Source organism: Rothia endophytica, assembly GCF_928381505.1.
Classification (GTDB): domain Bacteria; phylum Actinomycetota; class Actinomycetes; order Actinomycetales; family Micrococcaceae; genus Rothia; species Rothia endophytica_A.
On the sequence record NZ_CAKMSJ010000004.1, the window covers coordinates 229,402 to 244,251 of the forward strand.

Genomic DNA, 14,850 nt, shown 5'->3' on the forward strand with positions numbered 1-14,850 from the left:
ACGGGTTCTGCTGTTAGGGATTTTTGTTTCAGCAGCCGGGTGGTGATCACTACCGTCACCAGTACCTCCCTGGATGACGTCTCTGGCATCTTTGCCCTGACACGCGACCTGGGTCTTTCACCCACGCAGTATGGTTTCGCATCCGCCTCCTGGGCTCTGGGGATTGTGGCAGGTAGCTGGCTGGGCAGTCGTATTACTGAAAAACCCCTGGTCTACTACCCTCTGGTAGCCCTTCCTATTGGACTGGCTATCGGCGCGGTAGGGCTCCTTCAGCCGGGGTTTACCACTATTATGGTGCTCTTCGCTGCTGGTGGGGTAGGTAATGGGGCCTTTAACGCGCTGACTAACCGGGTGATTCTCTCGTCAGTGCCTGAGCACCAGCAAGGCCGTGCCTGGGCTGGCTTCCGCTGGATTGTCTACGTCTGTCTGCTCAGTGGCTACGCCCTGGGAGCTGCGCTGGGTTCACAGTATGCACTGCACCTCATGGCCTACGGCGGTAGCGCCCTAGTGCTTTGTGCGCTGGCAAATATTGTGGGACGCGCTGTTCTAGCCCGTAGAAGAACACCGTGACATGTAGGAGCCACCCACACTGGCATAACAAAGGACGCCGAGCCACCGGTTTACCGGGGGATCGGCGTCCTTGAGGCTGGGGGTCTCGCTAGTGGGAGACGTCCTTGATGGTAATTTGGGCGGTTGACGGGTCAGCTTCACGCATGATGCGCAGCTTCTTCTTTACAGCCGGCCAGAAAAGCACCAGAACACCGGTGGCAATCAGCGAGGTGAAGACCTGGGCGCGGCCACCCTCAGTGAAGAGCATGACTACAAAGACAAAGAAGATGCCGGCAATCAGCAGGTAGTTGAGCCAGGGGAAGAGCCACATCTTCAGTTTAAGCCCGTCTACTTCTTGCTTGGTCATCTTGCGGCGCATGCTGATGTGGGTCAGTGCGATAAAGACGTAAACGAAGAGCGCTACCAGACCGGCAGAATTCATGATGAAGTCAAAGATGCCAGAGGATGGTGCGAGGAATTCTGCGAAGGTTGCCAGGAAGCCGCCCAGGGTTGAAGCAACCAGGGCGTAGATGGGCACACCGTTCTTGGACTGCTTAGCGATGAAGCCTGGCGCGTAGCCCTGCTTAGCCAGAGCCGCGAACATACGGGAGGCCGAGTAAAGGCCGGAGTTCAGCACAGAAATCACGGCGGTGAAGATGACCAGCTGCATGATGATTTCAGCACCGGGCAGACCGTAGAGGGAGAAGACCTGGGTGAAGGGGGCTGCCGCTACGTTGACGGGCTCGGGTAGCTGGTTCCAGGGGATGACCATGCAGATAATCAGCACAGCGCCAACGAAGAAGAGCAGGATACGCCAAATGACGGTTGAGGTTGCCTGACGCACGCCCTTGGCCGGGTCGCGGGATTCAGCAGCTGCCATCACGGCAATTTCAGTGCCGAAGTAGGAGAAGATCACTAGGGCGACGCCGGTGAAAGCGAGACCGAAACCGTGGGGGGCGAAGCCGCCGTGCTCCCAGAGGTTAGACACCGAAGGGGTCGAATTGGGCCACAGACCCAGCACAAAGAGCACGCCAACACCCAAGAAAATCACGATGGTGATGACCTTGACCGAAGCCAGCCAGAATTCCACTTCACCGAAGGTGCGCACCGAGATGATGTTAACGAAGAGGAAGAGCAACAGCATGGCGACACCGCCGGCCCAAGAAGGGATGGCAGGGAACCAAAGATGCAGGGTCTGGCTAGAGAGCAGAGCCTCATAGGCGAGCACACCCACCCAGAAGTACCAGTAGAGCCAGCCCACCAGGTAGGCCGCCCAGTCGCCCAGGCCAATACGGGCGTACTCCATGAAGGAACCTGTGGTGGGGCGGGAAGCCGCCATTTCACCCAGCATGCGCATAGCCAAAAAGACCAGAAGACCACCAATGAGGTAGGAAATAATGGCCGCCGGCCCTACGGAGCGAATGATGTTACCTGAACCTACAAAGAGGGAAGCGCCAATGATGCCGCCCAGGGTAATCATGGTGATGTGCCGGTTGCTGAGGGCAGATTTCAGGTGCTTGGTTGACCTGTCGTTGGGGTTTACCCCTTCACCTCTGTCGTTGAGGTGAACGCGCATACCGGCGGACGTTTCCGGTGAGACCTGGTTGTCATAGGGAGAATTTTTTGGGCGATCCATGATGTGTCGCCTCCCTTCGGTTGGTGTTGCTGAGGTTTCTCACGAGGTAGCAGTGACTCCGCGCAGTGTTGCGTGTGCCACTTTTGTACTGGGTTGTACACTAATTGCTTTTCAGCGCCCCTTTATTCGATTCAGCCAATAAATATTTCTTTCTTGTACGCATTATCTAGGGTGGGTGCCAGGATATTTTTTATGATCGAGGCCACAAGCTGTCGTAAAAACTGTGGGAGGCACACATGTTTGCTGGTCTAGCCAAGCAAGGCGTCCGAACCATCCGGGGCGCTGTCTTAGAGCGCATTGGTGATCAAGCACCCTACGCCGAGTCCCGCCCCATCACCGTCTCAGACCTGACTCTAGACGCCCCCGGCCCGGGCGAGATTCTGGTGCGCATCGAGGCCGCTGGCGTCTGCCACTCCGACCTGTCGGTCGTGGACGGCAACAGACCCCGCCCCGTGCCCATGCTGCTAGGGCATGAATCCGCTGGCGTGGTGGAGCAACTAGGTGAAGGCGTGGATGACCTAGAGCTAGGGCAACGCGTTGTCATGACCTTCCTGCCCCGCTGCGGTGACTGCTCCGGCTGCCACTCCAACGGCCGTACCCCCTGCAGCGTGGGTACCGCCTCCAACACCGAGGGTGTGCTACTGGGTGGCGGCAAGCGCCTGAAGCGCGATGGCGCTGAGGTCAAACACCACCTGGGTGTCTCCGGCTTCGCCACCTACGCCGTAGTCTCCCGCCGCTCCGTAGTACCGGTGGGCAACGACGTCCCCGCCGACGTAGCCGCTCTGCTGGGCTGCGCCATGCTGACCGGCGGCGGCGCGGTGCTCAATGTTGCCAAACCAGCCCCCGGCGCCAAGGTCGCTATCGTCGGCCTGGGCGGTGTGGGCATGGCAGCCCTGATTACCGCCCGCGCCCTGGGCATCGAGCACGTGGTAGGCATCGACATGCAATCAGAAAAGCTAGAGCTCGCTAAGAAACTGGGAGCCAGCGACGCCATGACCAGCCCTGACGCCCTAGCAGCAGCCGAGCAGGGCGAAAAGTTTGACGCCGTGATTGAGGCAGCCGGTCACGCCAAAGCCCTCGAAACCGCCATCAACATCACCGGACCAGGCGGCATCACCGTGACCGTTGGCCTGCCCGCCCCCGGCTCAAGCACCACCATCGACCCACTCAAACTCACCGCCGAAGCCAGGAGCATCGTGGGCAGCTACCTGGGCACCGCCGTCCCTGAACACGACATCCCCATCTATGAGGATCTCTGGCGCAGCGGCAAACTCAACGTCGAGGGCCTTATTTCCTCCCGGATTCCTCTTGAGCAGATCAATGAGGCGATGGACCTGCTGACCTCAGGCCTGGCCATGCGGCAGATCATCACCTTCGACTAGTCCCGATTAAAAGGGGGTGGGCAGTGCAAGCTTATTTATCGCCCTGCTGACCCTCTCGCCCGGTTCGCTTCGCTCACAAGGCGATTCACGCCATCCCCGAGCCAGCAGGGCGATAAATAAGCTTGCCCAGCCCCGGGCACTAACCTTCTCATCATCTTTATTCACGACGAATGCACAGGAGCATTAACCATGACTACTCACACTTATGACGCCATCATCATCGGCTCAGGCTACGGCGGTTTGGGCCAGGGCGCCCAGTTCGTTCAGGACGGCATTGAGGACTTCCTCATCCTGGAAAAGGCAGATGAGGTGGGTGGCGTCTGGCGTGAAAACACCTACCCCGGTGCAGCCTGTGACACCCAGGCCGTCATCTACTGCTACAGCTACTTCCTCAACCTCGAGGTGACCCGTATGTATGCCGGTCAGAAGGAGCTGCAGGGCTACCTCAAGGATCTAGCCACCAAGTTCAACCTGAACGAGCGTATCCGCTTCAACAAGCACGTCACCGAGACCCGCTGGAACCAGGACGCAGCGGTCTGGGAAATCTCCACCGCCACCGGTGAGCACTACACCGCCCGCACCATCGTCGCCGCTTGGGGCCAGCTCTCAGAACCCAACATTCCTGACTTCCCTGGCACCGGTTCCTTCAAGGGTGAGACCTTCCATTCGGCTCACTGGCGCCATGACATCGACCTGACCGGAAAGAGGGTTGCCTCGATCGGCAACGCTGCTTCAGCTGTGCAGTACGTCCCCGAAATCGCCAAGGTTGCCGGGAAGGTTACTGTTTTCCAGCGGTCAGCTAACTACATCCTGCCCCGCGACCAGCACATCTTCACCGCCGAAGAAACCAAGGAATTCGTGGAGAACCCCGATTCCTACCGTGCTATCCGCCAGGATATTCACGACATGCGTGAGGCTGGCTTTGAACGCACCCGCCGCGGCACTGAAGCTTCCCAGGAGGGCATGGCTTTGGCACGTGAGTTCATGGAATCCCACATCACCGACCCCGTGCTGCGCGAAAAGCTGACTCCTAACTACGACTACGGTTGCAAGCGCATCCTGCGCACTGACGAGTTCTACCCGGCGCTAAACCGCGACAACGTAGAACTGGTTACTGAGGGTATTTCAGAGATCACCCCCACCGGCATCCGCACCACCGACGGCACCGAGCACGAGTTCGACGTCATCATCTACGCCACCGGCTTCAAGAGCCAGGCCTTCCAGGGCGACACCAAGATTATTGGTGTGGACGGCGTGACACTGGACGAACGCTGGGGCAACGCACCCGAGGCCTACCTGGGCTTGGCTGTTGATGGTTTCCCCAACTTCTTCATCATGTACGGCCCCAACACCAACCTCAACCACAACTCCGTGGTGTCCATGCTGGAACCCGGTCAGCAGTATGTTTCCCAGGCGGTTCACTACCTGCAGCAGGACCCCAAGAACGTGCTGAACGTACAGACCCCCGTCATTCGCGCCTTCAACGACAAGCTGCAGGCCGAACTTGAGGGCTCAGCCTTCTCATCGGACTGCTCCTCCTGGTACAAGAATGACGAGGGCCGAGTTATCAACAACTGGTCAGGTACCGTAGAAGAATACCGTGCCCTCACCAAGGAGCTGAACCTGGCCGACTACGGTGTAAAGGCCTAACCATGACCGGCTACGCCCCCCTAGCAGCAGATGCCGCCGCCGCCCTCAAGCCCTTCAGGGAGGCCGGCTCGCACTCCTTCCACGAATTTACGGTGGACGAGGTGCGCCCCCGCTACATCGCCTCCTGTGAGGCTAACGGCCTGAAACCTGCGGACCTTTACCGGGTGGAAGACCAAACGGTGGGGGAGTTCTCGGTGAGGATTTACCAGCCGAAACAGCAGCAGTCTGACACCGTGATTCTCTTTATGCACGGTGGTGGCTGGGTCTTCGGCAACGCTGATACCCACGACGGCCTCTGCCGGGCGCTGGCCGCTGGCACCGGGCACAGCCTGGTAGCGGTGGACTACCGGCTGGCACCGGAACACCCCTACCCTGCAGCCCACGATGACTGCCGTGCTGCTTTTGCCTGGCTTAGCGACTCGGACGCCGGCCACGGGCTGAGTGCCTCGCAGGTGGTGCTGGCGGGTGATAGCGCCGGCGGTCAGCTGGCCGCCATGCTGGCGCAGGAAAACACCCCGGCGCGCGGTAACCTTCCGATCGCTGCCCAGGTGCTGCTCTACCCCATCACCGACCTGCGCATGGGCAGCGAATCCTACAGCCGGGTGACCCAGGGCTATCCCCTGGTCGCTGATACCATGCGCTGGTTCGTTGACCTCTACGTACCTGAGGGCACTGACCTGACTGCCCCAGCCCTCAGCCCCCTGCTGGGGGATGTAGATGCGCAGCAGGCACCGGCTATTGTTATCACCGTTGGGCATGATCCTCTGGCTGACGAAGGGATCGCCTACGCTCAGAAGCTGGCACAGGCCGGGGTAACGGTCACCCACCACCACCTGGCAGGCTACGCGCACGGGCTCTTCTCATCAGCAGGGGTCATTGCTCAGGGTGAGCATCAGGTGGAGGCGGTTTGCCGCTTCATCAGAGAACACACCGGTACCCCTGCCTAAACTGTCCTAGCAGACGGGCATACCAGCGGTGAGCTGGCTCGGGGCTGGCGTGAATCGTTAGTGATGAGCGCCAGGATTCCGAGCGCGCGAGGAAATAAATCCTGGTGCGAATCTGGTGAGCTTGCGAACCAGTTAGCGAACCGGGCGAGAGGGTCAGCTCACCGCTGGTATGCCCGTAGCTAGCCTTCACCCCTCATCGCCTACCCGGTCGCGCAGGGCTAGCCAGAGCGGGGCGAAGACGTTGGGGTCGTCCAGGCTGACGCCCAGGAGTTTCTCTGCGTTCTCAATCCGGTGGCGTACCGAGTTGCGGTGGACGCCCAGCTCCCGGGAGGTGGGCTCCCACTGGCCTCGGTGTTTGATGTAGGTGGTTACGGTGCCCAGGAGGTCGGCGCGCTGGTAGCCGGCCAGGGTTGCTGCCCACTCTTCGGCTCTTACTCGGTCTCGGGCTCCTGCCTTGATGATGTGGCCGGCAGGTACGCGGCGTGCTGCCCTGCGTACGGTGCTAATGGCTGCTGGGATTTCAGAGAGTTCGACCGGCTCTACTAACACCCCGGCTACTCTGTTTTCACCCCACCCGGCTGTATCGTCCTGCTCGGTTTCGGGCTTTACCCGCTTTTCGGGGAAGAGAACCACCAGCACGTTGTTGATGCGGGTCATGAGCGGGGATTGGGCGACCGCTTCAGCGATGCAGGGCACCCCGGCGGCACGCTGTAGAGCGGGGACGGCCCGCGCCCAGTCAGATTCATCAAGGTGTTCGTCGCCTATGAGCCCCAGCACGTAGGGCCGTGCCGGTAGCTCCCCCAGGCCAACGTTTTCAGAGAGCAGGCGGGCGGCGTCCGTGTGCCCGTTAGCCAGAAGTTTAACTACGGCCTCACCGAGGGCGGCGATACCCGCAGAGTAGGACTGTTGCTGGCGGGCCTTCATCATGAGCAGGGCGCAGGCAGTGCGAATCACGTACTTATCGCCTGCTGAGAGTTTGCGTTGGGGGCAGACCGCTAGAAAACCGTAGAGCTGTTCGCCGGCTGCCACAGGGAACTTGAGCACCTGTTGCCCCCGAAACTCAAAGGACACCACGGCGTTGACGTCCGCCCGCTTCATCTTCTCGGGGAGGGTCTGTAAGGATTTCACGGCAGCTGCGGCGCTTTCGGGCCACACTGTAGTGGCTCTGCCCGCTGACCGGGATTCAAAGACAGCCCACCCTCCCAGTGACTGGGCCAGCTGCCGAACCACGGCTTTGACACCGTCCGGTCGGGTGATATCGCGAGCTAGAGCCGACTGCAGCCCCAAGGATCGTTCTAGGCTTTCCAACCCGCTCTTGCCTGCCAGGTGCCAAAAAGCCCTGGTGACCTGTTGAAAAGAAACCCCGTCGGGCACCAGGAGAAGGTCAAGTTTGAAGCGTTCGCAGGCTTCAACCAGCAGCTGGGGTACCTCAGAAAATACCGGGCCCAGCCCGAGCCCAAGAGCGCAGACTTTCTGCTGCACCAGCCGACTGACGTAGGCGCTGGCAAATTCCCGGTCTTCCACCCAGGACAGGCCAGTGGTGAGCAATAGTTCCCCTCCGCTCAGATACTGAGTGGGGTCTGGCAGTTCAGAGATATGCACGCTGGCGACGCTGCGGTGGGGTGCTTCTCTGCCCTGATCCGAGAAGACGAGGGCATCTCCCAGCTCTTCGGTGAGCTCGCGTAAAGTTATCATGGGTCACATTATCCATAGATGAGCCGGTCCCGGGCAAAACTGCACAGGTAGATGACGCGCCACTTTTTAAGCTGGGGTGCATGAGCCTACAGAACATTGCACGTGAAATAACCATTGACCAAACCCGCCACCTGGAAACCAGCATCCCTGGCCCCAAGTCCACTCAGCGTCATGCTGAACGGGAACAGCACGTAACCGCCGGTTTCGGCGTGACCCTGCCCGTTTTCGTTGAAGCCGCTGATGGCGGAATCATCCAAGATATCGACGGCAACCGTCTCATTGACTTTGCCTCCGGTATCGCTGTGACTAGCCTAGGTGCCTCCAACAAGCGCGTAGCCCAGCGGGTTGCCGCGCAGATTGAGAAGTTCTCGCACACCTGCTTCATGGTGACCGAGTATGACTCCTTCACCAAGGTCTGCAAGTGGCTCAACGAGCACACCCCCGGTGACTTTGATAAGCGCACCGGCCTCTTCTCCACCGGTGCTGAAGCCGTTGAAAACGCTATCAAAATCGCCCGTTCCGCAACCGGCCGCCCCAACGTCCTGGTCTTTGATGAGGCATACCACGGGCGCAGCCTGCTGACCATGGCGATGACCGCCAAAGAGAACCCCTACCAGCTCAACTTTGGGCCTATGCCCCGCGAGGTAGTGCGAGCAGCCAGCGCCAACCCCCTGCGCCCTGTCTACGGCGGGTCTACACCCGCTGAAATCACCGAAAAGTCCCTGGCTTCAGTGCGCGACACTCTGGCGACTCACGGGGCAGACACCTTCGCTGCCATGGTGATTGAACCCATTCAGGGTGAGGGCGGTTTTATTGTCCCTGCCCCCGGCTTCCTGACTGGTCTGCGCGAGATCGCTGATGAGCACGGCATTGTGCTGGTGATTGACGAAATTCAGGCGGGTCTGGGACGTACCGGTAAGCTCTACGCCTCAGAGTGGGAGGGCGTAGCAGGCGACATCACCCTTTCAGCTAAGGCACTGGCTAACGGTGTGCCCCTCTCGGCAGTTACCGGCCGCGCAGAGCTGATGAACGCCGTGCACAGTGGCGGCCTGGGCGGCACCTATGCCGGTAACCCCGTGGCCTGTGAAGCGGCCCTGGCAGTCTTTGAGCAACTGGACCAGAGCGTCCTCGACAACGCCGCAAAGATTGAGCAGACGGTACGCGAGGTGCTCGAACCCCTGCTAGAAGAAACCAATATTGTGGCACAGGTGCGTGGACGCGGTGCCATGCTAGCGATTGAACTGGCTGATAAGGGCACCCTAGAACCCCGCCCCGACCTGGCTCGTTCCATTGCACTGGCCTGCCACGCCCAGGGCGTCATCATTCTGACCTGCGGCACCTACGGCAACGTCATCCGCCTGCTCCCTCCGCTGATCATTGGTGAGGAGCTGCTGCGTGACGGCCTACAGGTGCTGGCAGGTGCTATTAAGGACGCCGCCTAGGTCCAGGGGTTGACGTAGGTTTTGCCGGGAATCGGTGGAATAGCAGGTGCTACCGTGCGCAGGGGCGTTTTCTTGAGCTCATCGAGCTTCTGCTTGTAGGCTTCGCGGCGCTCCTGTGATTGCCCTGCTTCACCGCTGGTATCAACCTCCCCGGTTTCTGGGGCGCCCAGCCCTTCTTCGGCTTCAAAGGCTGCGGCCGCTGCCCGCTCGGCGCGTTCTTCGGGGGAGAGATCGCCGGGCACCGGCTGCGCAGGTGTCTCTTCTGCCGGTAGGTCCTGGGTTGCTTCTTCTCGGGTTTCTAGCCCTGCTTCTTCCAGCTCTGTTTCTAGCAGGGGTTCATTGAGGTCAGACTGCTCACCGCGCGGTGGTTGCTTCTGGTTTGTTTCCTGCTGATTCTCCGGGGCACTAGAGTCTGCGCCTAAACCGTCAAACATCGAACCGGACCAGCGGGCACGCGGCTTGATCTCAACCTCTTCGGCGGCTTTCTGCTGGGCTTCTTCTTCAACTGCCGCTTCGAAATCCTGGGCGGCGTTATCGGTGAGGGAGCGGTTGCCTTCGCTAATCACGCGCCGCCCCTCCAAGGCTCGTCCCAGGGTAATTTCATCGGCGTACTCAAGATCGCCGCCCACCGGCAGACCGGAGGCCAGGCGGGAAACCCTAATGCCAATGGGCACCAGAAGACGCGAGAGGTAGGTGGCGGTTGCTTCGCCCTCAAGGTTGGGATCCATGGCAAGAATCAGCTCGTTGATGCGTTCATCGGAAAGCCGTGCCACGAGTTCACGAATGCGCAATTGCTCAGGGCCGATACCCGCAAGAGGGTTAATGGAGCCACCGAGTACGTGGTAGCGGCCGGTAAAGGAGCGGGTGCGCTCAATGGCAACAACGTCCTTAGACTCTTCAACCACACACAGGGTAGTGACGTCTCGGCTCTCGTCCCTGCAGATTGCGCAGAGTTTGGTCTCAGAAACATTGCCGCAAATCTCGCAAAAGCTCACGGTTTTCTTCACCCGCGTGATGGCATCGGTAAGTTTCTGCATCTCTTCTGCCTCAGCATTGAGGATGTAGAAGGCAATGCGCTGGGCAGATTTAGGGCCTACACCGGGTAGCCTGCCCAACTCGTCAATGAGGTTTTGAACGGCACTTTCGTACACAAAGAATCCTTAGGGTAGGGGCAGCTTAGGAGGGCTGGTGCAGGGGCTGCTCACCGATGACCTTGCCGCCCAAAATTTTCTCCACCGCTCGTTGCCCAATGAGGGTGCTCGACTCCAGCGCTACATCCTCGTCGCTGGGCGCGAAATCTTCTTCGGCCTGGGGTTCCTGCGGCTTTTCTGGCTGCTGCTGAACTGCACGCTGACCTGCAGCGATGTGCGCTGCGTGGCGTTCGCGGAAGGAGAGCTTGCCGCTCTTCTTCTCGGTTTTCTCGGCCTTTTCTTGTCCGGACGCTGAGCCAGGAGCGGCAACGGGGGCAGCGGACTGCTGCTGGGTGCCTCCTGCCAGGTGTGCCAGGGGAGCTGGCCCGGGGCCAGACCTGTCAGATAAACCTGAGTCAGGCTGAGCGGTGTTGCCGGTAGGCGCGGCAGCGTCAGTAGAAACATAGCCTACTCCCGCGACATACTCGGGTTCAGGCTCCGGGGCATCATCAAAATAACCGCCCTCGTAGCCGGCGTACTCGTGCGCCAGGGGAGCGCCCTGCATAGATGCTCCCGGTGCCTGTTCAGCAGGTTCGGAGCTGGTCGACTGGTTAATGTCAGCATTATCGGCTTCCTGATGCCCGGCTTCGGCCAGGCCCTCAGAGACTGGTACCGGTTCGGTAGATACAGCGTGCTCGCTGCCCTCTACGGTCTGTTGGCTTGAGCCTTCATGCGCTGAATCTGTTGGTTCAGTGCCCCGGTTCTTGTGAGCTTGGTCCTCTGACTTAACCTGGTTGGTATCAGGGGTTGGCTCATCAGAGCCCTCTTCATCGGCGTCCTCGGTGACATCGGGTGCCAGGGACATGCTCCGCCGCTCCGCGGACCCCCCTGAAGAGGGGTGGTGGGCCTTCGCCAGTTCAACCGGGTCAGCATCACCCTTGATGACACGCAGGTGCGGGGTGGTCGGAGGGTTAGGGTCCTCGCGGGGAACCTCGGTGCCACCCTGCGCTGATGGAACGGGATGCTCACCCTGCCCGCCGTCCTGAGCAGGTGCCGAGCCAGCGGGGATAGGTGCAACGTTCCAGGAGGTAACGGGCTTGTTCCAGTCGTCCTGGCTCCAGGCGGGAGGTACTTCGCTGCGGGGCTGACCGTGGGAAGCCCACGCCTGCTCACCACCGCGCGGCCCCTCAGCAATAGGCGCGGCCTGTTGCGGGGCGCCCGGCGTAGGGGTGCCCCCATCACCGGCTGGCTGTGGGCCCCCTGCTGGAGCGCCTGTGCCCCCACCGGGCTTCTTGACCTCGCCACGAATTTGAACCTGCAAATCGAGTACGGTCTGTAGGGCCTTCTGCAGCTGCGGAAGGTAATCCTTGACCTGGCGAAGCACCGCAATTTCGGCACGAATAAAGAGCGCACCCTGCTCAAACCGAACCGGCTCACACTTCTCAAAGCCAGCACGCGCAAAGGCAGAGGGGATTTTAGCCAGCACGTCGTTCCAAGAGTTAGCCACCAAATCCACGGTGTTCTCACCGCTTGCACGCGAGGTTGCCTGCGGGGGAGTTTGCCGCTGGGGCGCTGCCTGCTGGGGCGGCATGTGCTGCCCTGCGCCGGGCTCTCCTGCTGTCTGCCCACCAGTGGCGAGCGGGGTAGCAGCGAGAGGAGCGCTCGCCAGCGGAGCTGGTGCCTGGGGTGTCTGCTGAAGAGGAGCAGCCTTAAGAGGGGCAGATTCTTGGGCGCGCTGTGTAGCTGCTGCCGGAGCAGCGGCTTCTTGAACCTTACGGGGTTCTTGCTCAGCTGTCTGTTGTTTGGGTGCTTTCCCTTGGGCCGGTGTAGCAAAAGTTCCGCTGGCTAGCTTACGTTCTAGCTGGTCCAGGCGGGCAGCGAGGGAGGCCGCCGAAGAATCAGTGGCAGCTACCAGGATGCGGGCACAGAGAAGCTCCAGATGCAGCTGGGGATTGACAGCACCGCTCATTTCGTTGAGTGCGTCATTGGTAACGTCTGCTGCACGGGTTAGTTCAGCGGAGCCCAGCTTCTCAGCTTGCGCGCGCATGCGTTCTAACTGGTCCTCAGCCATGCCACGCAGAATGGAGGCGGCTGAGCCTGGCACCGCTTTGACAATAATGAGATCGCGGAAGCGTTCTAGCAGGTCCTCAACAAAGCGGCGGGGATCTTGACCGGTCTGAATGACGCGGTCTACAGCGGTGAAAACCGTGCCTGCGTTGCCGGAGGTGAAGGCGTCAATGACGTCATCGAGTAGCTCACCGTGGGTGAAGCCTAGCAGGGCAACAGCTAGGTCATAGGGGATGCCCTGCCCCTCTGTAGCGCCAGCCATGAGCTGATCCAGGATAGAGAGTGAATCACGCACAGAACCGCCACCGGCACGCACTACCAGGGGTAGAACGCCGTCAGCTACCTGCACGTTCTCCTGAGCGCAGAGCTGCTGAAGGTAGGTGCCCAGGGTTTCAGGTGGCACGAGACGGAAGGGGTAGTGGTGGGTGCGGGAACGGATGGTGCCCAGAACCTTGTTGGGTTCGGTAGTCGCAAAAATAAACTTGATGTGTTCCGGCGGCTCTTCCACGATCTTGAGCAAGGCGTTGAAGCCCTCGCGGGTGACCATGTGCGCCTCGTCAATAATAAAAATCTTGTAGCGGTCACGTACCGGGGCGAAGGTGGCGCGTTCGCGCAGGTCGCGGGCGTGGTCCACACCGCCGTGGGAGGCGGCATCCATCTCGATGACATCGAGAGAGCCACCGCCGTCTCGCGAAAGTTCCTTGCAGGATTCGCACTGCCCGCAGGGGGTGGGGGTGGGGCCTTCTGCACAGTTGAGGCAACGTGCCAGGATGCGAGCGGAGGTGGTTTTACCGCAACCGCGCGGGCCCGAGAAGAGGTAGGCGTGGTTGACGCGGTTCTTCTCTAGGGCGGTTGAGAGCGGTTCGGTGACGTGCTCCTGCCCGATGACGTCGGCAAAGGACTCAGGGCGGTAACGGCGGTACAACGCAGTGCTCACAACAAAACCTTCCTAGGGATGCGTAAAAAGCTCACGCCGCAGGGGTCATGCGGGTATCCGCACCCGGCGCGGGCATGCTCTTAACAGTGTAGTGCTGGTGACTGACATTATAAGAACCGGGGTAACCCTCCCCAGTAGGTTTTTTGGGCAAAATAAGACCCCCTACGCACCCGTCAGAGCCCAGATACCCTTGCTGCCTTCCGGCCCTGGGGGAGTTTTCCAAGATAACGCCACGTAAGGGGCATCAATTACTGTACCGCAAGCCCCTGTAAAACACAAAAGAATACTGAGCTCATTTGCCCCTGCCTGCTGAGTGGTGAGTTGGGTATAGTTCTGGGCCAGATTTGCGGTGACGCCCAACCTTGGGTAGACTTCTATCTGTTGTCTTTCGTGAAGCTGTTTTCAGCTAAGCAACAAGCCTGGAGGATTCGCCTAGCGGCCTATGGCGCACGCCTGGAACGCGTGTTGGGTTCACGCCCTCGGGGGTTCAAATCCCCCATCCTCCGCTGACCGGCTCGGACGCCCACTTGTCTCGAGCCGGTCTTTTTTACCCAAAAACCGAGGGGCTGAAGTCTACTTCAGCCCCTCGGTAGTTTAACTCTAGGATTGGGGGAGTGGGCGCGAGAGCTTGCTCCAGTTGTACCAGCCGTAGAGGCTGTTGGCGATGAAGCCGGCGTACATGGCCATGATGGCTAGGTTGCCCCCACCATCCACCGTAGACCAGAGGTAAATCTGCACCGCGTTGAGCACTAGCCAGCCCACCCACTGCTCACGGAAGCGAAAGACCATGAGGATCTGAGCCATTACCGCGATAACCGTGGTGAAGCCATCTACGTAGGGCTGATTTGATCCCCACTGGGTCAAAAGATAACCGTATCCCCATGTCAAAAGCCCAAGGATGACCACTGCAAGGCCTATCTGGGGCAGAGTTAGGCGCCGGGTCATGACGTCGCGCGGCTCGCCCTCAATAGTGGATGTGGCTGCACGCTGTGCCTGAGATTTTTCAACCCGCATATTTTTGCGCCACATGTAGAGACCCCAGAACTGGGTGATCACGTAGAAGGCCGCGATAGTGATTTCACCAATGAAGTAGGCCTGAAAAGCCAGAATCAGGTAGGGCACATTCTGAACAACCCCAAAGAAGTAGTTTGAAATTCTACCCTTGCCGACCAGAATCACGCAGATCATGCCTGCGACAGCAGTGACAGCGCTCAACCAGCCCTCAAAAACCGTGGCACTGACCAGGATTTGCAGTGCGATCAGCGTGGCAAAAAAGATTTTCTCGAAAGGTGTATACCCCGTGAAAAGGTCAGTGTAAACAGCCCGAGCGTATCGAGATAGAGTGCTTTCCTGGGGCGCAGGAGTGGTGGCAACGGTCATTTATAGCTCCACGGTGTGAAGGGGTGAATCAAAGA

At 59.9% G+C, this 14,850-nt stretch carries 10 protein-coding genes, 1 tRNA gene and 1 other RNA gene; 6 read left to right on the plus strand and 6 right to left on the minus strand.

Features of this window, described 5'->3' with window-relative positions; translation table 11 throughout:
• Nucleotides 1-42 precede the first annotated feature (42 nt).
• Nucleotides 43-570: an MFS transporter gene (locus L6990_RS06650; protein WP_237203296.1), complete on the plus strand. Its 528-nt coding sequence runs from the start codon at nucleotides 43-45 to the stop codon at nucleotides 568-570.
• Between the two features lie 88 nt (nucleotides 571-658).
• On the opposite strand, the gene L6990_RS06655 is transcribed toward L6990_RS06650, so the two are convergent.
• The gene (locus L6990_RS06655; protein WP_237203297.1) at nucleotides 659-2,185 is read right to left on the minus strand and encodes an amino acid permease; all 1,527 of its coding nucleotides are present in this window, start codon (nucleotides 2,183-2,185) and stop codon (nucleotides 659-661) included.
• A 236-nt stretch (nucleotides 2,186-2,421) separates the two neighbouring features.
• Between L6990_RS06655 and L6990_RS06660 the strand changes: the two genes are divergently transcribed.
• From L6990_RS06660 to L6990_RS06670, 3 genes are all read left to right on the plus strand, one after another.
• Nucleotides 2,422-3,567, plus strand: coding sequence for an alcohol dehydrogenase catalytic domain-containing protein (locus tag L6990_RS06660; RefSeq protein ID WP_237203298.1), 1,146 nt, complete (start codon nucleotides 2,422-2,424; stop codon nucleotides 3,565-3,567).
• 189 nt (nucleotides 3,568-3,756) lie between these two features.
• A complete protein-coding gene (locus L6990_RS06665) occupies nucleotides 3,757-5,217 on the plus strand; it encodes a flavin-containing monooxygenase (protein ID WP_237203299.1) in 1,461 nt (486 codons plus the stop codon).
• A gap of 2 nt (nucleotides 5,218-5,219) precedes the next feature.
• A complete protein-coding gene (locus L6990_RS06670; protein ID WP_237203300.1) occupies nucleotides 5,220-6,164 on the plus strand; it encodes an alpha/beta hydrolase in 945 nt (314 codons plus the stop codon).
• A 186-nt stretch (nucleotides 6,165-6,350) separates the two neighbouring features.
• On the opposite strand, the gene L6990_RS06675 is transcribed toward L6990_RS06670, so the two are convergent.
• Nucleotides 6,351-7,859: a PucR family transcriptional regulator gene (locus L6990_RS06675; protein ID WP_237203301.1), complete on the minus strand. Its 1,509-nt coding sequence runs from the start codon at nucleotides 7,857-7,859 to the stop codon at nucleotides 6,351-6,353.
• A gap of 80 nt (nucleotides 7,860-7,939) precedes the next feature.
• Between L6990_RS06675 and L6990_RS06680 the strand changes: the two genes are divergently transcribed.
• Complete coding sequence (locus L6990_RS06680; protein WP_237203302.1) at nucleotides 7,940-9,301, plus strand: aminotransferase class III-fold pyridoxal phosphate-dependent enzyme; 1,362 nt, start codon at nucleotides 7,940-7,942, stop codon at nucleotides 9,299-9,301.
• On the opposite strand, the gene recR is transcribed toward L6990_RS06680, so the two are convergent.
• From recR to ffs, 3 genes are all read right to left on the minus strand, one after another.
• The gene (gene recR / locus L6990_RS06685; RefSeq protein ID WP_237203303.1) at nucleotides 9,298-10,452 is read right to left on the minus strand and encodes a recombination mediator RecR; all 1,155 of its coding nucleotides are present in this window, start codon (nucleotides 10,450-10,452) and stop codon (nucleotides 9,298-9,300) included. The genes L6990_RS06680 and recR overlap by 4 nt on opposite strands.
• 25 nt (nucleotides 10,453-10,477) lie before the next feature.
• On the minus strand, nucleotides 10,478-13,435 hold the full coding sequence (locus L6990_RS06690; protein WP_237203304.1) for a DNA polymerase III subunit gamma and tau: 2,958 nt from the start codon (nucleotides 13,433-13,435) through the stop codon (nucleotides 10,478-10,480).
• 150 nt (nucleotides 13,436-13,585) lie between these two features.
• Nucleotides 13,586-13,682: signal recognition particle sRNA small type (gene ffs, locus L6990_RS06695), an RNA gene on the minus strand.
• A gap of 174 nt (nucleotides 13,683-13,856) precedes the next feature.
• Here ffs and L6990_RS06700 point away from each other — a divergent pair.
• Nucleotides 13,857-13,941, plus strand: a tRNA-Ser gene (locus tag L6990_RS06700).
• A gap of 94 nt (nucleotides 13,942-14,035) precedes the next feature.
• On the opposite strand, the gene pnuC is transcribed toward L6990_RS06700, so the two are convergent.
• Nucleotides 14,036-14,815, minus strand: coding sequence for a nicotinamide riboside transporter PnuC (pnuC, locus tag L6990_RS06705; RefSeq protein WP_237203305.1), 780 nt, complete (start codon nucleotides 14,813-14,815; stop codon nucleotides 14,036-14,038).
• Nucleotides 14,816-14,850 lie beyond the last annotated feature (35 nt).